The organism is Mucilaginibacter sp. P2_A4 (assembly GCF_056405015.1).
In genome coordinates this window covers 1-20,417 of the sequence record NZ_JBFUCX010000017.1, presented here as the reverse complement: position 1 = coordinate 20,417, position 20,417 = coordinate 1, and the positions used below count along the sequence as shown (strand labels likewise).

The following is a 20,417-nucleotide window of genomic DNA, read 5'->3' as shown; positions in this document are numbered from 1 at the left end:
TATACTTCTCCCGCAACGGCTCCTTATCCGCCACCACCTTCGTACCCGTTGCACGCGCGTATAACTGGATATTCCGGGAGGCTTGACCAAGCTGTTCCGTGCGCCTTGGAGCACCGAGTTGTGTAAGCAATTAAGAAAATCGCAATTAATAATCAATAAATTAATATGGTCAAATGTTACGGAATTAACTGTTTGCTATTCCGGAACGAGGTGGTCTATGCCTACGGAATGTCCACATGAGTCCGGCCGCAAAACCATTCTGCGTTATTGGTATCAGGCCATAACGGATAAACACCCCAATGATCAAAGTGGTCGGCCCAAAAGTAAGTTTATCCAGATTTAGGTAATTTTGAAATTTGTGTGGACAAGGCATCAGTTTATTTTCTTAAAAAATTCATACTCACTCTTAATATAATAAGATTTATTGCCTTTGTCTTTGCACTCTTCGGTCCATAAGGTTTTCATAGTCTTACTTTTGCTATAAATATCATGTATTCCGGCATGCCTGCTATGCCAGATCGTTTCGTTTAACCTGTCTTGTGCATACCAAAAATATTCTTCAGAGCAAATATTGAAGAATTGCATAATTACACTGTGATACAGGCGATGCTCATCTATTTCCAGATCGAAGTCGGTGTCAGGGAACTTTTGAATGATCGCTTCCAGTTCGTCTTTTATGTCGTCGTATCTTTTATTGAATTCTGTAAAAAGCTCCTTGAGCATTTTGACATGATCCAGTACCTTGGTATGCTCTGAATACTTTTCGGATAACATAAATATCCAAAATGCCGCTCCTAATGTAGACAGGTCACTAATGACACTGGTTATGAGTCCTGCAGTGATTTCAACTGGCATTTAACTTCTCCTTTATTTTTTTAAAATCGAACTCAGCATCACGAACCAACCTGCCGTTTGGACGACAATTTAATTCGTCACAAAAAATCTCTATTACGCGGATACCATGCAACGGAAGTATGGTCAATCTGCGCTGGTCGTACATTTTTCGTTGTTTGCCGCGATGGACGCCGCTTACCGTTATTTTTTCCGGCTTATCGAAATGTTGAACCGGTCTGTAATGTTGCCTTTCTTTGTATTCAATGACCCGGTTAAGATCCGGATAATAAACATCTACCGGTAACTTTGAGCAAATACCCCTAGCATTCGGATCGCCAATAAGGAATGTGAATCGATACTGGCGCTGACCAGCTGTGCCTAATACTTCATCACAAAGATCAATAACATAGTGTTCATCGCTGCCTTTCCGCGTTTGTTTACGCGTAGCGGTTTCGTCTGATTGTAATGGAATTTCCTGTACAGTCAGATCAGCCGATCTTTGAAAAAACCAATGGATGTTTACCATCTTTCTGTCTGCATAAACAAAGGGGATTTGCCCCAGCGCTTTCTTATTATTCAAATCACGGAGTAGTTTACGAATGGGCAGACCCTTCTTTTCATCTTTGAGAAATATTCCGGCTTTTATAAATTCGGGCATCAGGTCTTTAACAGCCACAAGATTAATGCTACTATTCGTCCTGAAATAAGCTTTCAACACCTTGTTTATCCGTGCAACTTTGTCCATATGTTACATCACCCCCATTACATATTGAGAAAATATTATCATTGCGGGTCGAAATATATTTTTTTAATAAGGCGTAATATATACAAAACAATTTATCCAACAGGGTTTCAGCGTACTTATCAACACCTGTTATTCCGTCGTCGCGGCGCATTTTTGTTTAGTACCATCAGGTAACGATTTTGCCTTTTACCTCAGCATTAACTCAACTTATATATTTGCCCATGAAGGTTCACTTATTAATATTCCCTTGGCAGTCCAGCTCTTTAACAGTCGGCTCGCAAAACCAATCAGGATATCAGCGGAATAGCTTGTTCGCTATCAGGGTCGGTCATTTGACGGACAGCTGCTAAATGATTGATTTCCGAAAAGTTCGGCCGGTAGCAGAACACGCCGGTTCGTTCCCCGCTGCGCAGCCCCCTGATGAAAAGGTAGATCACTCCGCCGAAGTGTTGCTCATAATCAAATCCGTTTAGCCGCACCTCCAGGTACTTTTTCAGCGCCAGCGCATAGATCATATACTGCAGGTGATAATTATGCTCAGTCATGGCTTCCTGCAGGGCCTCTCCAATATAATTATCCAGGTGATCACCCAGAAAGTTAGACTTCTAGTCCAGGATATAATACTTCCCGTTACTTTCAAAGAACAAGCCTATTTTGCCATTCATCATGCCTGAGTATTCCCGTTGTCCCGCTACGAGGATAATCAAACGGCCAATAGTCCACGCCTAGCTATTCTTAATGCCCGGGTAGGTGATTATGTGCGCACTATTAACCTGGTGCTTTTGAACAATTATGCCACAGGATTAAAGATCACCCCGTCTGTGCCCTCACTGAAACCTGATCCAACCGCTGAAATGACCTTTACGGTAAACCTTAACGGGAAAGGCGCTGTATCGCCAGGACAACAAGTCACCCTCACCGTTCGCGACGCCGGAGATATCGACCGCGGTTCGTACCGCATCAAAAAAAATGTCAGTGATAGCTCGGGCAACTGCTCTTTCACTTATAATATTATGCCCAATACTGCTTACCGCGGAAAATTAACGGTCAGGGCACAGGCTACGGCCAATAATCAATCGCTGACAGACACAATTACCATTTACATTATTAAATAAATCATTATGAACCATTTAAACATTGACGACGAAAAACTTCATGGATTATTGGGAGAGTTTAAACAGCTGATCAAAGAAAAAGGGCTCGCTGATCGTATAGCGATTGACGAAGTACATTTTCGCAGTGCGCTATCCGAAAATTGCAGGCAGGTTCCTGTGTGCAGACAGGTCACCGACCCTTTGACCAACCGCACCCACCCCATTTGCAATATGGAAACGGTCTGCGATTAATAATCTAAAAAAACTCTTCTAGTTTTTGGATTACATTAATTAGTTGGGTCCATATTTATAAATGAGTTATAAAATATTATCAGATAGACCAACGTCATGAGAAGCTGCCGGACTTTCCCATTTATCTGTCAGCAAAAAAAGTTCATAATTCATGATCCAGTCGAATACCCAGGGAATAGTAAAAAATGCAACGGAAGTTTGATCTTTCCATTTCATATCCCCGGGATAAAAAAGGCACAGTGCGCCATTCCTGTAACATGGATATCAGTTTGGGGAGCGTACAATTCGTTTGAAAGGTAAACCTGAGGTGCTGATCCGCGGCGGTATTCAATCCTGACTGCATAGGACTTGCAGTTCTCCGGCTTAAAATACCCCCGGACAATGAGTGCGTCCAGTACGATACGGTATTGCAGAAAAGAAAAAATGGTCTCTATCTGTTTTTGTTGCCGGTTAGCGTGGTGAAACGAGTATTTTTTATCCCGGCCAAAAAAGGGTTAAAAATGATTTGCCACCATAAAACTTTTGCGGCTGTACCATCGTAGCAGCAGATCCGGCAGCGATGGTACGGTTGATGTTACACCGGTTTTACCCGAAACCAGCGCAGCCAGTTGTTTTTTCTTCCTGCTGACGATCAGTTCGTTTTTTAAAATCTCAGTACGCTCGGTTGTCTCGCCGTCAAACATTTCCTTATGATCCTTACCAAACCCTGAAATCATTTTCAGCCGGAAGGATTCATTCATTTCAATTTGCTGCTTCAGCAAATTTTGTATCTCCGCCGGACTTTCAAACCCTTCGGTGTAATCCGAGCCGCCCCGGAACCAGTTTTCAAATCTTTACGCAGCCGGCCGGAGTAAACTGCCTATGTGGAAAGTTTTTTAGGGGCGCTGCGCAAGATGGACACCCCATTTTTATTGTTAACTTATAAACGATTTAATTAGATATTTTTCCATAAATGGAAATAATTCTTCAAATGATTAGCCCAAGCATTTGATAACAACGGAGGAACTGCATTGCCGATTTGTAGGTAATAATTCCGTTTAGTAGCTGATAAGATAGAAAATGTGTCTGGAAAAGACTGGATACGTAAAGCTTCTCTTAGTGAGATTAATCTTGAATATTTATAATGAATGTTACATCCTACATTTAATCTATTGAAGTGAGTATTCAAAGTATAAGCAGGCATGCTTTCGCTTAGACGGCCATACGTAGTTGTACGCCCACCTGTGCGCTTAAAATTCATTATTCTACCAGTTGCAGCATGGTCAGGAACATTTAAATAATTACCACCTGGAGGAATATAGCTAATTAATTCAGAGTCCTTAGCGCTTTCATAAGGCGTAATATGTAAATCTACATATTCACCTTGTCCATTGCGCATTAGCTTTTGATAGTCGTTATCAAAATTTGAGCCATATTTGACTCTACCAAAGGCATCGGTTTCAGGGAGATCTGAAAGAGCATTATGAGCAGTAACCCAAGGTTTTAATGCTTTATCATTTAATGAATGCGTCGCAGCTGGTAAACTTATGATTTTAGAATCTTTATTTCCAACAATAAATACTCGCTGTCTTCTTTGAGGAACACCATAATCCGCAGCATTCAGCTTATAGACCCCAGTGGAATATCCGATTTCATTAAATGCTTTGATTAAGTTATCTAAAACTTTTGTGCCATCTGGATTTTTAGCAGATAAAATCCCAGCCACATTTTCCATTAAAAATATTTGAGGTTTAACATGTTTCAAAACCTCCAGATAAGACCAAACAAGGTTGGATCTTGCATCATTTGGATCGCGTTTACCTACTAAGGAAAATGACTGACAAGGGGGGCCGCCAATCAATAAATCAGCTTGTGGAATTGTGTCAATTTTTAAAGTCGTAATGTCGCCGTATACTATATGATCTCCTATATTTTTTTTGTACGTTTCGCAGGCGTCTTTTAAAAAATCATTTGCCCAAATTATATCATAACCGGATTGTAAAAATCCCAAATCCATTCCGCCACAGCCAGAAAATAAACTGACTACTTTTACCTTATTCATATTCTCCTGTCTTCAACCAAATCAGCCAAAAATAATTCAAAATAATTTACCATATCAATAACTGAATTAAACCCAAGTGTGTTTTTCGAGTAAACAATGCCGCCAATTGCGATATCCAATTGCCTTCTTGGTGTATTTAGCCCTTCATCACCACTAAATTCCACATTGGCGATATTCAATTGATCCAATTCGTTATTGACCTTCAAAATCTCTTTTAAACTTATGCTCTCTAAATCGATGATTTTAAATCGTTTGATCTGAAACCCTTCTAATTTCCTTAACCCCTCTTGATTATTAGCATTTAGTTCAAATTGAATTTGGCCAAATGCAGATAATAAAAATGCAGCCACAAATTTATATTGCGATTCCTCATTTTTATTCTTGTCATAATTCTTTAACCCATTGCAATAGAAAAAGTTAGTCGATAGCGTAAGGTCATGTTTGTGTGGGTTATAATATACAACATGTTTTGTCCGATCCGCTCTTGGTATAAGTATCTTAGGAACAAATGTATTGTTATATGCATTATTAATTACTTGCTTCCATTTTTTTAAACCAAATTCTGCAATACAATTGTTGTAAAATTGATTTAATGCAATATCAGCCAGTTGAGAAGTTGTAAGGGCATTCCCAGACAATTTATCTGGTTTGGATGGAAAATGAAAAGCGCTATCCAATCTTAGATCACCAATGGAAAGCTCATAACTACGCCTTGTAAAATTATTTTGAACACCTAAGCCAATTCTACTGGTAAGAGCAGTAGGAATAAATATTTTCGTTCTTTGAATACCATTAGAAATTTGTCCTGGCGATGGTTTAATACCTAGTCCAAAATATTGGTTTGTTACTGGATCAAAAGATGGATAGATAATAGTGGATAAACCACTTGATTCAGATCCCCCCCTAGAAACATTGTCAAAGTGATGTTCAATATTTTTCAAGAAGTCCAAACCTAAAAAGTCATCGTATTTCTGGTCTTGAAGATATTGTTTCCAATTATCTGATGGGTGTAAAATGTTCCTTGGTATAACCTTAAGTTTATATGAAGCCGTATTAGTTGATTTATTACTTCGAAGGATTGTTTTTACGGAATCAGGGTTTAATAAAACACTTTCATCCGATATTCTTAAGAACGAAACACCATTTGTGTTGCTGCCGTTTTTTAAAACTACAATTACAGTCGAAACGACAAACTCCTGAAAATACTTCCTTGGATACGAAATTATCGCCTCGACTTTATCTGTAATAAACTCTTTTAAATATTCACCATCCTCATTGTTCAAAAATTTTGTCATTAGAATAATGCCAGCTTTCCCGTCTATTTTCAAATAGTGCCACAAGTAATTAACAAAGTAAAAATATAAATTGGGTTGTTTGGCTTTTGTTACAAATTCTGTAACGCCAGTGTTGATAATAGCAGATATCATTTGACCCTTATTAGCCTTAGATGGTGCATCGGGATTATCATTTCTAACAAATGGAGGATTCATTAACACTACGTCAAATTGATTTGGCTTTTGTATATTGAAAATATCGCCAATCAAAACATTAGCAACTGTAGTATTATCTATCTGCGTTAAATTCTTTGATAAAAGTCGAAAAGCTGATAATTGGGATAAAAATGGGTCAATTTCTATACCATAAACCTGGGTAAGTAGTTGGTTGTGTGTTTTAGGAACCTGTGTGCTTTGAGATATGAAATTTAACTGGTCATATGCAGCGTCTAACAATGCGCCATCCCCACTCCCTGGATCTAATACTGTTGACGATGCGGTTTCAACACATAGGGCTGCTAAGAGGCTTGATAACTCTGAATCCGACATTACCTTTCCCTTTTTGTGCAATTCATCCTTATCGTAAATCTTTGATGTCAGTAGATTAAAAACGTAGGACGGCGAAGAATTATCCGCGACAGCATCTCTGCTGTACTGGCTAAAACAATGTATCAGGTCTCTAAAATGTTGTAAGTAATTAGCTGAAAAATTTTCAGGAAAAATACGCAGCGCCTGATTGGGATGATTAATAAAAATTTGTTTAAAGTCTAGCTGAATTATCCTATCGTAATTATTCGCTAAGCTATTTTTAAATTGACGCAATGTCGCAGTGGCTGGGGGATAATTTTTAAAATGGGCTGCATTCCCATTGCCTGTTTGATGATAGTAATCCTTCAAATAAGAGTAGGCCAATAATCTAAATAATTCGTATAGCGTTAGTTCTTTTGAAATGGCCTCAGAATAGGTAAGTTGGCTTTTTAGCGCCAAGTAATTACTATGAAAGTTCTCGATTATATGAGCCCAATTGTTTTCCCAATTTGGAGCTATCCTATTAAAAATCTCCGGCAACATATTTACAAATGACATTTGCAAACCAGCTAATGCGGCAGTAGCGTCGTGATTAATAGGATTAAACTTGGAATGTTGCCTAGGATTCCCTTTCAGTTGACAGGTTGCTAAGGGGCCGTTCCTATCTGCTAATAAAACGAGGCGTTCTATGTTTGTTATGCAAAAATATTTGTGATATCCAAGCGCCCAATGCACACCAAAATCTGTAACATATGCTCTGGTTTGATTTTGATATCGCTGCGAGTCAACATCCCTTTCACTTCTTTTTACCTCACAAATGAGCACGTATGTTCGGGACGCTTTTAAACGAACGGCAAAATCGGGTATAATAGTACTATTGGGAATTGACGGATGATGAACTACCTCGGCAATGGGATCATAACCACAAATAGACAATGCATTTTTCAAGGCATTTTCCACGTGAGGATGAAAATCTGCTACTTCATCTGAGTTATACCAAATTTGCGGCATCAATTAAAATATTTTTGCAACTCTGAATTAAGTTCTGCAATTGTTAAATTATTATTGAGGGCCAAATTATAATCTTTAATTATGACTTCATCGATTTTGTTGATTATCGACTTCTTTTGTTCGTCATACCGCTTGGTCTGCTTCATTTCGTATCCCAATTTCTCGAGTTTTGTCACCGTTGCTGCCGACAAGTAATCAATGTTTAAAATTGGAATCTCTTTAAACTCAAACAACTGCACCTTTCTTAAACCATTGCCTTGATTTCTTGAGTGTTCTAAAATGGCCAATCGTGTAAAACTTGAATTCAGAATAGCTAGGTGAACGAGGGGCTTTTTTTTAATGTCTAAAACATAAAAATTATCGGATGCTATTAGTTTATTTTCGTTATAAATAAAATCAATATTGCTTCTGAGGTAGTAATTAAAGATGAAGTTCCCAGTTTTTTTTAGCTTGATCTTAAACCATGTATCGCCTTTATTAATTTTATGCTTGACCGCTTTATATTTTTCACCTGCGGATAAAATGGCATCATGGACTGTTTGTAAGTAAGCTTTTGTATCTGGTGAGATGTCCTCATTCAAATAAAGCAAATGCGCTGTTCCGGATTCGATATTAAAATTTTCAATTTTAGAAATATCTTTAATAATAGGTAGAGATTCATTAAATCTTTTAATATTATGGAGGAAATAACCGTTTGCAATTGACGACGTTCCCCGTTGTATCCCTTGAGTTGAAAGGTCTTTTAGCTTTACGAATATTTTATCGCTAAAATTTAAATTATTTGATACATTGAAATTATATGTGCTCAAAATATCTCTATCAATCACTCTACTGACGTTTAATTTATTTAAATCGTTAAATTGAACATCATTGACCGAGTTAAACGAATGATAAATAGTGCTTTGGGAATTTAGACTTTGTTTGTTTTGCTTTTTAAAACGGACTACTGTAGCGCCAATTTCTGCGTTTACAAATGCGTTTTTTTTGAAATGGTATATGCTTTCTAAATGCCCTAAATCATTAAAAATAGACTTGAGCCATTTGCCAAATGAGCTATATAACCAACTATCATAAATGACGGCTACCATTGTTCCATTTTCTTTAAGGTGGAGTATTCCTTTTACCAGAAAGTAAACATATAGATTTGACTGTGATGGAATTTCAGACGATAATTCATCGGCGATCATCTTCTGAGCAAGCCATTTTGAATTATTTAACCCCGTTAATAACTCCTGCCTGATATATGGTGGGTTTTGTATAACATAGTCAAATTTGTTATATATAGGATACTTTAGAAAATTACCTTTAATTAGGCATCTGTTCCTCTTGTTGTAAAACTGTTCGATATCCTCTGTTAATAAATCTGTGTCAATTTCTAAGCCAGTAAAATTCAAACTTTGATGATTCTTTGAAAATAGAGAAAAATAAGTATTAGGCCCGATACATGGGTCTAAAACCGTTTCTTCAGAATCTATAGGGATTTCTAAAAGGGAGATCATGAACTTTGCAAGAGGGGCAGATGTAAAAATCTGGCCTAAGTTCTTAGTGTTAAAATTTTGAGAAATTTTGTCAATTTCACGAGTTTGTCTCGAAGAGATGGACAATTCTCCATCTGTTTCTTCAATAAATTGATCAATTAACATTTCTAAAACTTTGTCTTTATAATAAACGTTACTAAATCCATCTACCTAACTGAAAAATATCATTTTTGATTTATGTAAGAAAGATAATAAAATACAAATAGAATAGCTAATTATAATTTTATCAACCTAAAGTCAATGTAAAAGTAACTAATTTTTTTAGTATTCATTAAGGATGACACGAATCTAAAGCTCCTTGTAGTATAAGACATTGATTGACAACTATCATTTTTTTAATAAAAACCGGCTTAGCTTTGACATTTGATATAATGAATAAATCGTTTGGCGGCAAAAGCGTGAGGGAAATAATGCAATTAATAAAAGGTAACGACACGAAACCTGAACTTATTGTTAGAAAATATTTATTCAGGTTAGTTATTCATTATAGGCTGCACAATAAAAAATTACCTGGAAGTCCTGATATCGTATTAAAAAAATTTAGAACAGTGATATTTGTGAATGGCTGTTTTTAGCATGGGCATCAGAATTGTTATAAACCTCCCAAAAAAAACAGTGAGTTTTGGAGTAATAAAATCCAGCGAAATTTAACTAAGGATAGTAGAAACTATACTTTATTAAAAGATCTCGGGTGGACCGTGATAGTAGTGTGGGAATGCGAGTTAAAAAAGAGTGTGATCGATACTTTGATTACTCAATTAACTGAAAAAATCGGTATACCAAGATAGGTCAAATGTCATCACCAACATTATCTTCTACTGGAGCCATTTTATGATTAAAAATCTTAAGAACTTGGTTTACCTTATCAACCCTAACCGTGGCTTTGCCATGTTCAATTTCCTTTATGAGCCGCAGGCTAACCCCTGCTTTCTCAGCTAATTCTAATTGCGTCAAGTTAATACTTTTTCTATTATACTTAACAAATATCGATAATGTCAATATTTTCTTCATATATGAGAAAGACTGTAGATATTTTTCAAACACCATTTAAGGCATTTCTATGAATAGATTATGACAGACAGGTGGGTATGTATGGTTTTATGTGATTAGTTTTCAAATTAAAAAAAAATTTAATTTTCGAAGGGCTTTTACGCGGAGGGTTAGGGATTCAAACCCCAGGAACCTTTCACAGTTCACCAGTTTTCAAGACTGCCGCAATCGACCGCTCTGCCAACTCTCCGGGGTAAAAGTACAAATCTCAACTGAATTTAAATAAAATAATCTTTTAAGGGTATTTTATCAATACCTATGCTTGATCTGATATTAAATTAGACTTTAAAAGCCTGTTTTCCTCAACCTGTCGAAAAAATATCTCTAATGCCTCTTCCTTCGAAACTTTATTTCCAAATTCTTTTAATGATTGTTCATCATCATACACACCATTCGGATCGTTCCACATTAACCATTCTATAATATCTTCTCGACTTAAAAAGGTCGAAAGCAAAAGAAGTTCTTCCTTTGAAATTTCAATTACCGTAAGATAAGGATATCCATTTTTCTTCCAAAAACCCATAAAAAATATAATGATATTCAAATTTACAAATAACAAAATTAAAATCTGAAGTAATGATATTACTTCTTTATCAAAGTTTATTCCAAAATTTAATTATATATGGTATTTACGTTACTTATCAATTGGTATAAAATAGTTTTAAACTATCTATAGTTTAAAGAAAGCCATGTTCTGGTATGACCAAAACTGCTTGTCGAAACAATATTTCACTTCGTTTTATAATATTCCCTTAAATCAAGCCTTCCCCCAATCTAATTCCCAATTGAACAACCAAGGTAGGAACAGGCAAACTTCTATAATTATTGCATTTAAAGTTGAAAAACGTTTAACACCTAATCTAATTACTCATATTCCGATACCTCTCACTAATGTCTTAAAATTTTATGGGGAAAGCCTTTAAATTGTAAAGGCATACCTTCCCCATAATTCCGACAAAATTTATCCTATTGACCGATTCTACTGCTCTGACTTCCTATAATTGTCCTTTAAATAAGTTATCCAATTATCATTCGCTAAAAAGACTGGGTAAGCCTTTAAACTTAACACGAACTAATTTAGTTCCCTTCCCTTTTTTGTAACTGGCGGAAAATCCATTGTTTTCGATGATCCCCCGCAGGATGTTTTCCGCCTCCCTCGCTTTTGCGGCATCTTCTGCACTCATAAATAACAGGTTGGTATTTTCGAAAAAACGTAAGGTATTGGCTAAAACTTTTAAACCTTTTTTCTCGGTATCATTAGCTAAAATACTCATGGCATTAAATTTTTATAGGTAAATATTTTATTTGGTTATGTTTTGGATGATCTGTTTGGCGGCATAAAGTGCATAATCACTGATATGCCTTTGCCATGCCCCTTCTGATGGTGCCCACCGGAAACCATAACCTTTTAATTGTTTTCTGATTTTTTCCTCCGGTTTATCTTCGAAAATAATTTGAAGGCGATTCGCTTCGGTGTTTTCGTAAATGCGAACACCGTTAATTACATTATCAAAAGCTCGTTTGGATATTTGCATGCCCAGTTCCTCAATACGTTTTTCCGTAGCCCGTATCGTTGCATTATTGTTAGTGAGCTTGAATGAGGGAAACCCGGTACGCTTGAACCGATCAGGTATAGATAATTCCGCCCAAAGCTGCTCTGTAGCAAAAGGCAAAGCTAAAAACCCGGTTTTGTCCTGCTTTTTGATGCACTTATTACCCGCTTTCATAAACTCCTGTAGTTCCTGCAATGCCTTTAATTTTGATTTTAGTTTTTGCAGGGCTTCGGGATCATCTGAAAATATGGCCGTATTATAGGCGATGGCCTCCGCCTTGTCTTCGTAATATTCGGCCTTGTTCGATTTTTCATAGGCTTTGCCAAAAATGTTATGGATCTTGTTCCTGTAATTCCGATCCCTTTTTTCTGAATGATGCCCAACTAAAATGGGTTGCCCCATGGGAATCATCCCAGCCATGTCCTGCGCTGTTTTGTACAATTGGTTTGATTCCGCTTCATTCTTTGCAGCCCTGTTAAGGGCTGTTTCAATACGTTTTGCTTTTCTTTCGTTAAAATCATTTTTCATAATAATTGCGCGGTTCGCGCCCCCCGCTATTAGTTTTTGATATAGTTCTTTTGTGGTTTATCGTCGTTAATAATCTCGCTGCCGTACTTGCTGCGGATCTCACTAAGGGTCTTCTTACCACCCTTGCCAACTTTAAATTGTTCGCTGCGGAAATACCAGGCTACTTTTTTAGAGGCGTAGAAAAAACCGGCGTCTTTTAACTGCACCTTTGCAGGGTAGGTTTCACCGGTTACCCAGATCCAGAAACCAACCAGTTCAATCACAACACCATCAATGTGGATGATCTTTTCGAGTGCTTCTCTGTAGGCCTCCGATGACAGGATCTGACTTTCCGTTTCTTCTTCAGACAGGTTTTCCCCCTTGATCGCTTTGGCACTGGCAAAAGCGTATTCCTTGTTAATCTCCTGCATGGTTTCAGTATCGCCTCCTAAATCCGGGTGGTGTTCCTTAGCCAGTTGTTTGTAGGTCTTTTTGACCTCATCGAGTGTTTTACATTCATTAAACCATTTCATAATTCTGCTTTTTTAAATCTCTTTTTAAGCCATTTCGGCAAAAGCCTCATTTGGCCTTTGATAGAGGCAGAATATTTGCGCGTGGGGCGGGCGAACAAGGCTGACGTGAAAAAATACTACCCGAAGCGTAGCGAGGGTAGAGATTTTTTTTAGCGGCATCTGCATGGTCTTGAGAGCCGGGGAGGTATAAATTTGCCTCAAGCAAAGGTCAAATGAATCAGCCATCAAACACAAAATGCCATTGGGAAGCATTTTAAAGACATTCCGAAAAACAATAAAATGGAGGTTTAATAATGGAACTGCACCCCGGTTTTGGTACCGGGCGCAGCACCCGAAGGGCCTGGCTCCATTTTTAAACCGGTGTTGACCGTCATAAAATGAAGGAGAAAAGCAAATCCCTTACGGCCGGATGAGCGGGCGGAATATGCCAGGTTAAGCGTAGCGTACGATCTTATTCGGGTGAAGCGTGGGGACATACGGCAATCAGGTTTTTGCAGTGCAGCCGAAAAATTGGGTGAAGCGTGAAGCCGGGGCGAAAACAATGAATCTGATTTTCCGGCATGGTGGTTCAATAAGGTCATATAACCAATCCCCCGTTAGGGATTACAGGGTAAATTCTTTGTAAAAGATTGGACAGGAAAGCCCGGCCAAAAGGCAACGGCATAAAAAATAAAGAAAAAGAAAACTATTAACAATTATTTATGACACCTCATATAAGGAGTAATTTAAACTGCCCTTATATGTTCATTTACAGCATAAATCAAACGAATTAAACCCACCCGACGGAACGGATACTACTGGACAAATATTGAAGAAAGGTAGTACCAGGATCAAGATCTTACGAATGTCCCGGGGAAATTGGAATTATGAAAAATCCACTTTTAAAAACAACATCGACAGGATGTCGCACCGTCCCTCTGTGAACCTGGAGAAATCATTAATTTTGTCAGCCTGCTTAAAATCATCCAAGCGATCGATATACCCATAAGCGAAGTTTTTAGCGAAGGGATCGATTAGATTTCAAAGCAACTTTCAAAATATTCAGATTGATTTACAGGCTTTTTAAAATTACTATTTAAATTAGCATTGAACAGCGGAACACCTTTTGTATGTTTACCTCATGAGAAAATACGTTCTACCTGTATCCCTGATTACTTTAGTTATCGGCCTCGCCTCCTGGGGAGCTAAAGGCCACCGGGCGGTTGCCACTATTGCGGAAAAGCATTTAACTACTAACACCGCCAACGTTGTAAAAGCCTATTTAAAAGGAATAACCATAGAAAATGTAAGCACCTGGGCAGATGAGAACCGGGATGCAAAAACGGCACCGTGGCATTACCTGAACCTTCCATTAGGCTTGAACCACGAACAGTTTGTCGACGTGGTAAGCAAGCAGGGCAATGATAATGTTTACTCGGCCATATTGAAAGTTGAGGCTGTACTTAAAGATAAAACTTCAACACTTCCTCAAAAGAATGAAGCACTGAAATACCTTATTCATCTGGTAGGTGACGCACACCAACCGATGCACGTTAGCCGTAAAGAAGATAAAGGCGGCAATACTATTCAACTTCAATTTGATGGCAAGGGAACCAATTTACATGCCTTATGGGATAGCCGATTGATTGATCATGAGGGTTTAGGAGAGGCTGACATTGTTAAACAGTACGATTGGGCCAATGATGCGCAAATTAAGAAATGGCAAGAAGATAGTCCTATGGAATGGCTTTGGGAAAGTTACCAGATTAGCACTGAACTTTATGCAGATGTTAAACCGGGTCAATCCATTGACGAGGAATATTATAAGAAGTACATCAAAACAATTCACTTGCGAATTGATCAGGCAGGGATTCGTTTAGCCGGTGAGTTAAACAAGATATTTAGTGATGCAGTTGCGCCTAAAATAGATGTGCCTGCAATGCTCGCGAACAAAGTGACTAAGGACATCGTATCTGTAACACCTCTCAAGAATATTGGTAATGCAGTGGGTAAAGTTGTTAGTACCACAGGTAAAGTATACAATGTAAAAGATATTGGTAGTATGGTGTTGGTTAACTTGGGTGCTGCCTATCCGAATCAATTGCTAACTGTAGTATTAAAAGGTGACGCTAAACAGTTGGCTTCCCAAATGGAAAGTAAAACTGTAACGGTTCAAGGCACCGTAATTAATTATAAAGGCAAACCTGAGATTGTAGTTAGTGATACAAGTAAAATTTCAATAAACAAGTAGTCTTTAGCACTCACCAAGCTGATTTAAGCTGGTGAGTGCGTATTCTGTAAGGTAATCATTAAGGCCAGTAATAGTAAGAAATATGTAGATGTCCAGCACTTTAACTTATTCCAATAGCAACCAAAACCGCTACAATAAGCCCATCTGACATATTCAATTTATTAGCTCTACTATTTTCTCAACGCACGCCAACAGGAACAAAGGTATAAGGAGTGTTATACATGGAAATGGCTATTTCGTTAGGTTTCTTATCAACGAGGTAAAAGTAATAGGTGCGATTCTGAAAATGTGCTTCAAGTCTATTGTCCATGTCGCAGAAGTAAAAACGAAAATGATAAATCAGCGAAGTTGTTCAAGCGAATTATGATAATGTAAATGCAGAATGCCAAGCTGGTTAAGCCTGGCGTTTGTTGTATATTTGATCATGACCCTTTACCAATTCAGAGCATTAGACATAAATGAACAGGCCAGTGCTGTTTGGGGCGGTACGTTTCTCGATAGCAGGGTTGAAGCTATTTATGATGTTCACCTTTATAATGTTGGTGACTTCTATGTCGAAGTGTACTATTCCAATAAGCTAAATGAGATAGTTAAAATACGACCATTCAGATATACTTCACTTATTCAACCTTATTTAGATAGGATAAATATAAACCAGCTTCATAAGTAAATACATCCCTTAGACCAAATAAAGCCTCAACTCAAGTCAGGCAACTAACCTCTCACGTATGCTAATCAGCAGCTAAATTTTAATTTGCTCGACTTTTGGCGATGGAGTGTATCTGATATTCTAAGCAATGCTACCAGAGGCCGTCTCGAGGAATTTCTTGTTGCCACAGCTGTGAACATTGATATTAAAGAAGTGCGTGAAGAATGGGGAGCCTACGATCTTATAACACCTGATGGTATTAAACTTGAAATAAAGTCAGCAGCTTACCTTCATTCCTGGGATCAGAAGATTTTATCTAAGATATCGTTTAGCACTAAGTTAGCGAGAAGTTGGGATTGGGAAATAGACAAACGATCTTCCATCGCAAAACGCCACGCCGATGTATATATATTTTGTTTATTGAAGCATGAGGATAAGCTAACTGTTAATCCCTTAGATTTAGATCACTGGGAATTTTATGTATTGTCTACTATTGAGTTAAACGCTTATGAACGCAGTCAACATTCAATTACTCTTAATTCCATTAGGAAATTGACTAACGTGACCTGTTACCCAGAACTTAATAATGAGATCAAAATGAAATATGATTCAATTAGGCTAAATAGCAAACGTTAAAGAGAGACAAAGCGTTATCTCCTTTAAACCTGCGTTCTATCGTTTTGCATCCGTTTCCATTTTGTCTAATTTGCGTTCAGCATCCTTCATGCCTTTAAGTAATTCTACAATAGTGATCAAATTATGTCTGTATTGGTTGACTTTCCTATCCAGGAAACGCCACGCTACAACATACTTTCTGTACCTTTCTTCAGTCTTCACAAATGCTAAGACCGCTATACAACATGCTGATATTACACCCGATGATGGCTTGTGGTAGCCCGCTGAGATTGCAGAAGCTAAAACGCCACCAACTCCTACTATGTAGTACCCGAAAATGAAAAAGTTAAAGGCATAGAACCAATTTTTTAGTCTACGTTGAACTTTTTTTGGAATAGCTTGCTCATTCATAACGTAAGTGTTTAATTACTAGACAAATACAAACTGCTTGTCTTTTAAAACAAACACCCTTGCACGCCATTGATAGGTTGCGAATCACGTGCTGGTTCGAATGGTTTATCAAACTTAGGTTTGACTTCAGTACCTTTTGAATCATGCAGCCAAATGCGGCTTTGACACGGGTCTGTAAACTCAATGTAGTAAGGAAAGTGATAACCATTAACCAAAGTAGTACTAAGCTTATAGCCAGTGTAAAAGTCATTGCTGAGTGAGTTCATATAAGCTAGTTCACCTTGTAATGTATTAGGCTTTTATAATCTCAATTTTATAGCTCTCAGCTACACATTCAAAGCATTTATCTTTAAAGAAAAGTAAGTAATGGTTTAGTATTTCTTTATTCTTCAATTCAGTCAAAAAGGTGGGATTTTCGGGAAAATCAGTCTCCCAGACAGTATCATGAAGTTGATAGAAGTTTCCCCACGGAAGCTGGTCATGGTTATAGCGATGCTGGCCAAACATTAAATATCCTTCATCATTTGTTCCTTCGAAATCATATTTATAACAATTGAGAAACGTAATCCGGCCCTTGTCTTCCATTTCTAATTCTGGATGATAATGGCAATTTGCCCAGAAAACGATTTCAACGTTGTTATCAATAACTGATAGCTCCGGTTCGGGAGCCCCACCATCGGCAATGTAGTTTACACCTAATACTGAATATTTCATAAGCAAGATTTAAAGAATGGCCTAATTTATATCTAAACGATAGCAAACAATATCAGATTCCCAAGATTAATTTTAGTAGCCAATGATGGTTTAAGTCAAACCGCTGAACAGATACAGTAAGGCTAGGTGGAGATTGAGTAATTGTGGAGGCTCCCTATAGGGAAACCCAATTACGAAATACTACCTTGAAACGAAGTTGAACTATGTGCTAATGGCTCAGCTATATTTGTGGGAAGAATTCCGTACCAAAAGAAACTCCTCCCCGAGCATCCAAATCAAGCCTTTGAGCACCTAAAAGGATTGGAGGTTGCCTTACATATTGCTTAAAGCCAACTGCCTTGAAGGTCATCTCTCCGTTAATCATCACAATATCCCATTCATATTCGAATTCTTTACCGATGTATTCTGCATTTTTAGGTCTTTGGGGATTTGCCTTCTCAATATAGTCTATGATCGGTTGTTTATCCTCTAATTCGAATTCTATGTTATAAACGTTTTCAAATATCACCGTACAGGGAGCAATCCAGAACTTATAATATCTACTTCCCTTTTTAGGTTGCACCCATTCAAAGAGATAATCGATATCCAGTAACAACTCATAGTTATCGTTAAAAGAAAACGAATGTATATGACAGTCATGCCAACTCATTTGGTCAAATTCGGCTTCCGTAAATATATTTTTCTCGAGTTGGAAAACTGCTCCCATGTGCTTTACCTGTTTGTTCTTAAGGTTCGGAAATGATTGTATCTTCTTAGTAGGATTCAAGAAACTCGTCTATAACATCTTCGCTATCCATGTTTTGTATAGCATTGGCTAACTTTATCTGACCTTTACTTAATGCAATAGCGGATAAAGCGGACGACGCCAAATCTAAGTTCCAAGGTTGATTGATTGCGAGCAAAGCCAGTTCCCCCAAGTTGGTTATAGCTTCATTGAACGCAGGATATAAAGTTTTTGGCAATGGCGGGTTATCTTTATGGCGCTGTATCTCAATAACAGAAACAAGCCCTAATACATTATAATCTACGTATTGCTTCTCATAGGCTATTCGAACTAAGTGAGGAACTGCATAATAAGAAGCAAGACCAACATCGCCCTGATGGTGCAACTCGTCCCATAGTTCCTTGTAAATAATTTTTATTTCCTCTGCACCATTTGCTAATTCAAGGCGCTTCAATGCCATAGAAGCATTGTATTCGGTACCTTTATAGCCGCCTTCGAGGGCTTCCCATTTAGGATCGCCAAGATCTAAGGTTGGTTCATTTATTGGTTTCTTAGGGAAGAAATCCCCTAATTTGATTGTCATACGTTAATTGTTTCGTCTAATATATGTAATCCAGTGAAGTTTGCTTGTTCTAGTTGAAGAATGCTTTGCATTATAGAAAGAGTTTCGCGATACTCCTTCGCTTCGGCCAGTAGCGTAAATTCTATCGCGGCATCGGCATGTTCTTTAACATACGCAGCTATTTCATCCAATGAAACCTTAAAAAACTCTTTTCTTCGGTTTACAATATTTATTCTACGACTGTTAAAGTGCTTATGAAGGTCGTTTTCTAACTGTGGGGCGTTTTCAGAAAATATCACAGCATGTACATCATACTTAAATGGAACCGCGGCATCACTAAGTTCTCTAACTCTATCTAATGGCTCTAATCGCCTGGTCATGCCAATTTTGTAAACACCTCCCCAAATGAGCCAATGTTTGAGATTATGTATATGTGGCCAACCTTTGTTTGTTGAGCCATCGATAATGCTCGTTCCTTCCGCACTTCTGCTTCTTTTAGTTTAATTTCCAGTTCAATAACTTTAAGACTTTCGACTTCATCCTTAACAACAGCATATGATCCCTGCGCCTCAACAAGAATATAAAACTCAGTGCATGTGAATTATTATTGTGATTAGGTAGTAGATTAAGATTATTGTTTAAATAGAGAATAGCCATTTAAGATGGTTGTAGCAAAGGACTGAAAATACTTGTGTCGCTGGTTCGATCCCGGCTGATACCACCAGAGAAGAGCATAAACTCATATCAAATCCATGTAAATCAACCATTTACATGGATTTTTCGGTTGACCTCAAACGCAATACTACCCAAAACAACGTAGTATTTCTGATACCTATTCTGTAACCTGTTTTTGATCTTTAGCTTTGAGGCATTAAAAGTAGTTTAATTATCTGAACTGCAATCAATTAAGCCAAATAGAAACAGCATAAAACCTGGGTAATTTTGCTCCATTTTTATACCTTAAATCCGCAAGGTAGTGTGTGAGTTCCTTAATAAAAAAGCAACTGAAGTAAATCAATTAACCAATCCCTTCATTGACATTATTATGCATATTAACATCACTCTTTTAGCCCATATTTAACAACTTTTAATTGCCCTACTCAGATTTACCTGGACACCGACGACCACAGCTAAAGGATAGTTGAGTAAGGCATTACAAAGTATGCCTCACTCATTTAGCCAATTTTATTTATTTCTTAAACTTCAGCTTGTTATTAATATTCTGTCCAATTATCTCCCCTTCTTTCACACCTCTTTCGCAAGAAATACGGTAATGGATACCTGCATATATCCTGGCAGCACTGATTTCTTGCGCTAAAGCATCAAAAGAATCATATGGTCGTGGGGCCATACCCAAGTAATCGTAAGAGTGATCGGTAAAATGATAATTTTTCCCAAACAAGTCTGTAAGTATCGCTGAAAAAACCCCCGCAATGGCACAATGACCAGAAGTGAATTCAGGGAAGTTTGGTGTGGGAAACAACGAATTCCATGTAGAATGGCCCAACACGTCTCTTATATAGGTTATTGGACGTTCCCGGTTATATTGATA

At 37.7% G+C, this 20,417-nt stretch carries 25 protein-coding genes, 1 tRNA gene and 1 pseudogene; 5 read left to right on the top strand and 22 right to left on the bottom strand.

What is annotated here, in order from left to right; all coding sequences use genetic code 11:
* Positions 1 to 372 precede the first annotated feature (372 nt).
* From AC1DYB_RS25140 to AC1DYB_RS25130, 3 genes are all read right to left on the bottom strand, one after another.
* The gene (locus tag AC1DYB_RS25140) at positions 373 to 855 is read right to left on the bottom strand and encodes a hypothetical protein (protein ID WP_477438987.1); all 483 of its coding nucleotides are present in this window, start codon (positions 853 to 855) and stop codon (positions 373 to 375) included.
* Positions 845 to 1,579 (bottom strand): hypothetical protein, encoded by a 735-nt coding sequence (locus tag AC1DYB_RS25135; RefSeq protein WP_477438985.1) that lies wholly within the window; start codon positions 1,577 to 1,579, stop codon positions 845 to 847. Before AC1DYB_RS25135 ends, AC1DYB_RS25140 begins: the two co-directional genes overlap by 11 nt.
* Positions 1,580 to 1,866: 287 nt before the next feature.
* On the bottom strand, positions 1,867 to 2,124 hold the full coding sequence (locus AC1DYB_RS25130; protein ID WP_477438983.1) for a hypothetical protein: 258 nt from the start codon (positions 2,122 to 2,124) through the stop codon (positions 1,867 to 1,869).
* A 138-nt stretch (positions 2,125 to 2,262) separates the two neighbouring features.
* On the opposite strand from AC1DYB_RS25130, the gene AC1DYB_RS25125 reads away from it, so the two are divergent.
* Positions 2,263 to 2,694: a hypothetical protein gene (locus AC1DYB_RS25125; RefSeq protein WP_477438981.1), complete on the top strand. Its 432-nt coding sequence runs from the start codon at positions 2,263 to 2,265 to the stop codon at positions 2,692 to 2,694.
* Between the two features lie 6 nt (positions 2,695 to 2,700).
* A complete protein-coding gene (locus tag AC1DYB_RS25120) occupies positions 2,701 to 2,925 on the top strand; it encodes a hypothetical protein (RefSeq protein WP_477438979.1) in 225 nt (74 codons plus the stop codon).
* Between the two features lie 66 nt (positions 2,926 to 2,991).
* Here AC1DYB_RS25120 and AC1DYB_RS25115 read toward each other — a convergent pair.
* The 5 genes and pseudogenes from AC1DYB_RS25115 to AC1DYB_RS25095 all read right to left on the bottom strand — a co-directional run.
* A pseudogene (locus AC1DYB_RS25115) lies at positions 2,992 to 3,168 on the bottom strand (type II CBASS E2 protein); the annotation flags it as partial.
* A 251-nt stretch (positions 3,169 to 3,419) separates the two neighbouring features.
* The gene (locus tag AC1DYB_RS25110) at positions 3,420 to 3,665 is read right to left on the bottom strand and encodes a hypothetical protein (protein ID WP_477438977.1); all 246 of its coding nucleotides are present in this window, start codon (positions 3,663 to 3,665) and stop codon (positions 3,420 to 3,422) included.
* Between the two features lie 194 nt (positions 3,666 to 3,859).
* Positions 3,860 to 4,966: a DNA cytosine methyltransferase gene (locus AC1DYB_RS25105; RefSeq protein ID WP_477438975.1), complete on the bottom strand. Its 1,107-nt coding sequence runs from the start codon at positions 4,964 to 4,966 to the stop codon at positions 3,860 to 3,862.
* Complete coding sequence (locus AC1DYB_RS25100) at positions 4,963 to 7,779, bottom strand: BpuSI family type II restriction endonuclease (protein ID WP_477438973.1); 2,817 nt, start codon at positions 7,777 to 7,779, stop codon at positions 4,963 to 4,965. The genes AC1DYB_RS25105 and AC1DYB_RS25100 overlap by 4 nt, the downstream gene beginning before the upstream one ends.
* The gene (locus tag AC1DYB_RS25095; RefSeq protein ID WP_477438970.1) at positions 7,779 to 9,422 is read right to left on the bottom strand and encodes an Eco57I restriction-modification methylase domain-containing protein; all 1,644 of its coding nucleotides are present in this window, start codon (positions 9,420 to 9,422) and stop codon (positions 7,779 to 7,781) included. Before AC1DYB_RS25095 ends, AC1DYB_RS25100 begins: the two co-directional genes overlap by 1 nt.
* A 266-nt stretch (positions 9,423 to 9,688) precedes the next feature.
* On the opposite strand from AC1DYB_RS25095, the gene AC1DYB_RS25090 reads away from it, so the two are divergent.
* Positions 9,689 to 9,892 (top strand): hypothetical protein, encoded by a 204-nt coding sequence (locus AC1DYB_RS25090; protein WP_477439198.1) that lies wholly within the window; start codon positions 9,689 to 9,691, stop codon positions 9,890 to 9,892.
* A 214-nt stretch (positions 9,893 to 10,106) separates the two neighbouring features.
* Here the strand turns inward: AC1DYB_RS25090 and AC1DYB_RS25085 are convergent, their stop codons facing one another.
* From AC1DYB_RS25085 to AC1DYB_RS25055, 7 genes are all read right to left on the bottom strand, one after another.
* Positions 10,107 to 10,328: a helix-turn-helix domain-containing protein gene (locus tag AC1DYB_RS25085; RefSeq protein ID WP_477438968.1), complete on the bottom strand. Its 222-nt coding sequence runs from the start codon at positions 10,326 to 10,328 to the stop codon at positions 10,107 to 10,109.
* A 142-nt stretch (positions 10,329 to 10,470) separates the two neighbouring features.
* A tRNA-Ser gene (locus tag AC1DYB_RS25080) sits at positions 10,471 to 10,557 on the bottom strand.
* 66 nt (positions 10,558 to 10,623) lie between these two features.
* Entirely contained in the window at positions 10,624 to 10,890 is a 267-nt protein-coding gene (locus AC1DYB_RS25075; RefSeq protein WP_477438966.1) for a hypothetical protein, read from the bottom strand.
* A gap of 505 nt (positions 10,891 to 11,395) precedes the next feature.
* Positions 11,396 to 11,641: a hypothetical protein gene (locus tag AC1DYB_RS25070; RefSeq protein WP_477438964.1), complete on the bottom strand. Its 246-nt coding sequence runs from the start codon at positions 11,639 to 11,641 to the stop codon at positions 11,396 to 11,398.
* A gap of 27 nt (positions 11,642 to 11,668) precedes the next feature.
* Complete coding sequence (locus AC1DYB_RS25065; RefSeq protein WP_477438962.1) at positions 11,669 to 12,448, bottom strand: DUF3560 domain-containing protein; 780 nt, start codon at positions 12,446 to 12,448, stop codon at positions 11,669 to 11,671.
* Between the two features lie 29 nt (positions 12,449 to 12,477).
* Positions 12,478 to 12,960, bottom strand: coding sequence for a J domain-containing protein (locus AC1DYB_RS25060; RefSeq protein WP_477438960.1), 483 nt, complete (start codon positions 12,958 to 12,960; stop codon positions 12,478 to 12,480).
* Positions 12,961 to 13,247: 287 nt separating this feature from the next.
* Positions 13,248 to 13,541 carry a hypothetical protein gene (locus AC1DYB_RS25055; RefSeq protein WP_477438958.1) on the bottom strand — a complete coding sequence of 98 codons (294 nt, stop codon included), beginning with the start codon at positions 13,539 to 13,541 and terminating at the stop codon, positions 13,248 to 13,250.
* 539 nt (positions 13,542 to 14,080) lie between these two features.
* On the opposite strand from AC1DYB_RS25055, the gene AC1DYB_RS25050 reads away from it, so the two are divergent.
* Positions 14,081 to 15,190: a S1/P1 nuclease gene (locus AC1DYB_RS25050; RefSeq protein WP_477438956.1), complete on the top strand. Its 1,110-nt coding sequence runs from the start codon at positions 14,081 to 14,083 to the stop codon at positions 15,188 to 15,190.
* A gap of 178 nt (positions 15,191 to 15,368) precedes the next feature.
* Here AC1DYB_RS25050 and AC1DYB_RS25045 read toward each other — a convergent pair whose 3' ends face one another.
* Positions 15,369 to 15,500: a hypothetical protein gene (locus tag AC1DYB_RS25045; RefSeq protein ID WP_477438954.1), complete on the bottom strand. Its 132-nt coding sequence runs from the start codon at positions 15,498 to 15,500 to the stop codon at positions 15,369 to 15,371.
* A 531-nt stretch (positions 15,501 to 16,031) separates the two neighbouring features.
* On the opposite strand from AC1DYB_RS25045, the gene AC1DYB_RS25040 reads away from it, so the two are divergent.
* On the top strand, positions 16,032 to 16,475 hold the full coding sequence (locus AC1DYB_RS25040; protein ID WP_477438952.1) for a hypothetical protein: 444 nt from the start codon (positions 16,032 to 16,034) through the stop codon (positions 16,473 to 16,475).
* A gap of 36 nt (positions 16,476 to 16,511) precedes the next feature.
* On the opposite strand, the gene AC1DYB_RS25035 is transcribed toward AC1DYB_RS25040, so the two are convergent.
* From AC1DYB_RS25035 to AC1DYB_RS25010, 6 genes are all read right to left on the bottom strand, one after another.
* Positions 16,512 to 16,865, bottom strand: coding sequence for a hypothetical protein (locus tag AC1DYB_RS25035; protein WP_477438950.1), 354 nt, complete (start codon positions 16,863 to 16,865; stop codon positions 16,512 to 16,514).
* A gap of 291 nt (positions 16,866 to 17,156) precedes the next feature.
* A complete protein-coding gene (locus tag AC1DYB_RS25030) occupies positions 17,157 to 17,579 on the bottom strand; it encodes a hypothetical protein (protein ID WP_477438948.1) in 423 nt (140 codons plus the stop codon).
* Positions 17,580 to 17,799: 220 nt separating this feature from the next.
* Positions 17,800 to 18,285 carry a hypothetical protein gene (locus tag AC1DYB_RS25025; protein ID WP_477438946.1) on the bottom strand — a complete coding sequence of 162 codons (486 nt, stop codon included), beginning with the start codon at positions 18,283 to 18,285 and terminating at the stop codon, positions 17,800 to 17,802.
* A 46-nt stretch (positions 18,286 to 18,331) separates the two neighbouring features.
* Positions 18,332 to 18,886, bottom strand: a complete 555-nt coding sequence (locus AC1DYB_RS25020) for a hypothetical protein (RefSeq protein ID WP_477438944.1) — start codon at positions 18,884 to 18,886, stop codon at positions 18,332 to 18,334.
* On the bottom strand, positions 18,883 to 19,251 hold the full coding sequence (locus AC1DYB_RS25015; protein WP_477439196.1) for a GIY-YIG nuclease family protein: 369 nt from the start codon (positions 19,249 to 19,251) through the stop codon (positions 18,883 to 18,885). The genes AC1DYB_RS25020 and AC1DYB_RS25015 overlap by 4 nt, the downstream gene beginning before the upstream one ends.
* Before the next feature lie 803 nt (positions 19,252 to 20,054).
* Positions 20,055 to 20,417: phosphatase PAP2 family protein (locus tag AC1DYB_RS25010; protein WP_477438942.1), on the bottom strand; the 363-nt coding region annotated here is incomplete at its 5' end.

Bases quoted from the DNA above. Each gene is read 5' to 3' on its own strand.
- AC1DYB_RS25065 (WP_477438962.1), bottom strand. From the start codon at position 12,448: ATGAAAAATGATTTTAACGAAAGAAAAGCAAAACGTATTGAAACAGCC.
- AC1DYB_RS25035 (WP_477438950.1), bottom strand. From the start codon at position 16,865: ATGAATGAGCAAGCTATTCCAAAAAAAGTTCAACGTAGACTAAAAAAT.
- AC1DYB_RS25100 (WP_477438973.1), bottom strand. From the start codon at position 7,779: ATGCCGCAAATTTGGTATAACTCAGATGAAGTAGCAGATTTTCATCCT.
- AC1DYB_RS25030 (WP_477438948.1), bottom strand. From the start codon at position 17,579: ATGAAATATTCAGTATTAGGTGTAAACTACATTGCCGATGGTGGGGCT.
- AC1DYB_RS25085 (WP_477438968.1), bottom strand. From the start codon at position 10,328: ATGAAGAAAATATTGACATTATCGATATTTGTTAAGTATAATAGAAAA.
- AC1DYB_RS25135 (WP_477438985.1), bottom strand. From the start codon at position 1,579: ATGGACAAAGTTGCACGGATAAACAAGGTGTTGAAAGCTTATTTCAGG.
- AC1DYB_RS25140 (WP_477438987.1), bottom strand. From the start codon at position 855: ATGCCAGTTGAAATCACTGCAGGACTCATAACCAGTGTCATTAGTGAC.
- AC1DYB_RS25060 (WP_477438960.1), bottom strand. From the start codon at position 12,960: ATGAAATGGTTTAATGAATGTAAAACACTCGATGAGGTCAAAAAGACC.
- AC1DYB_RS25105 (WP_477438975.1), bottom strand. From the start codon at position 4,966: ATGAATAAGGTAAAAGTAGTCAGTTTATTTTCTGGCTGTGGCGGAATG.
- AC1DYB_RS25110 (WP_477438977.1), bottom strand. From the start codon at position 3,665: ATGAATGAATCCTTCCGGCTGAAAATGATTTCAGGGTTTGGTAAGGAT.
- AC1DYB_RS25055 (WP_477438958.1), bottom strand. From the start codon at position 13,541: ATGACCTTATTGAACCACCATGCCGGAAAATCAGATTCATTGTTTTCG.
- AC1DYB_RS25130 (WP_477438983.1), bottom strand. From the start codon at position 2,124: ATGACTGAGCATAATTATCACCTGCAGTATATGATCTATGCGCTGGCG.
- AC1DYB_RS25075 (WP_477438966.1), bottom strand. From the start codon at position 10,890: ATGGGTTTTTGGAAGAAAAATGGATATCCTTATCTTACGGTAATTGAA.
- AC1DYB_RS25095 (WP_477438970.1), bottom strand. From the start codon at position 9,422: ATGTTAATTGATCAATTTATTGAAGAAACAGATGGAGAATTGTCCATC.
- AC1DYB_RS25090 (WP_477439198.1), top strand. From the start codon at position 9,689: ATGAATAAATCGTTTGGCGGCAAAAGCGTGAGGGAAATAATGCAATTA.
- AC1DYB_RS25050 (WP_477438956.1), top strand. From the start codon at position 14,081: ATGAGAAAATACGTTCTACCTGTATCCCTGATTACTTTAGTTATCGGC.
- AC1DYB_RS25045 (WP_477438954.1), bottom strand. From the start codon at position 15,500: ATGGACAATAGACTTGAAGCACATTTTCAGAATCGCACCTATTACTTT.
- AC1DYB_RS25025 (WP_477438946.1), bottom strand. From the start codon at position 18,285: ATGGGAGCAGTTTTCCAACTCGAGAAAAATATATTTACGGAAGCCGAA.
- AC1DYB_RS25020 (WP_477438944.1), bottom strand. From the start codon at position 18,886: ATGACAATCAAATTAGGGGATTTCTTCCCTAAGAAACCAATAAATGAA.
- AC1DYB_RS25070 (WP_477438964.1), bottom strand. From the start codon at position 11,641: ATGAGTATTTTAGCTAATGATACCGAGAAAAAAGGTTTAAAAGTTTTA.
- AC1DYB_RS25120 (WP_477438979.1), top strand. From the start codon at position 2,701: ATGAACCATTTAAACATTGACGACGAAAAACTTCATGGATTATTGGGA.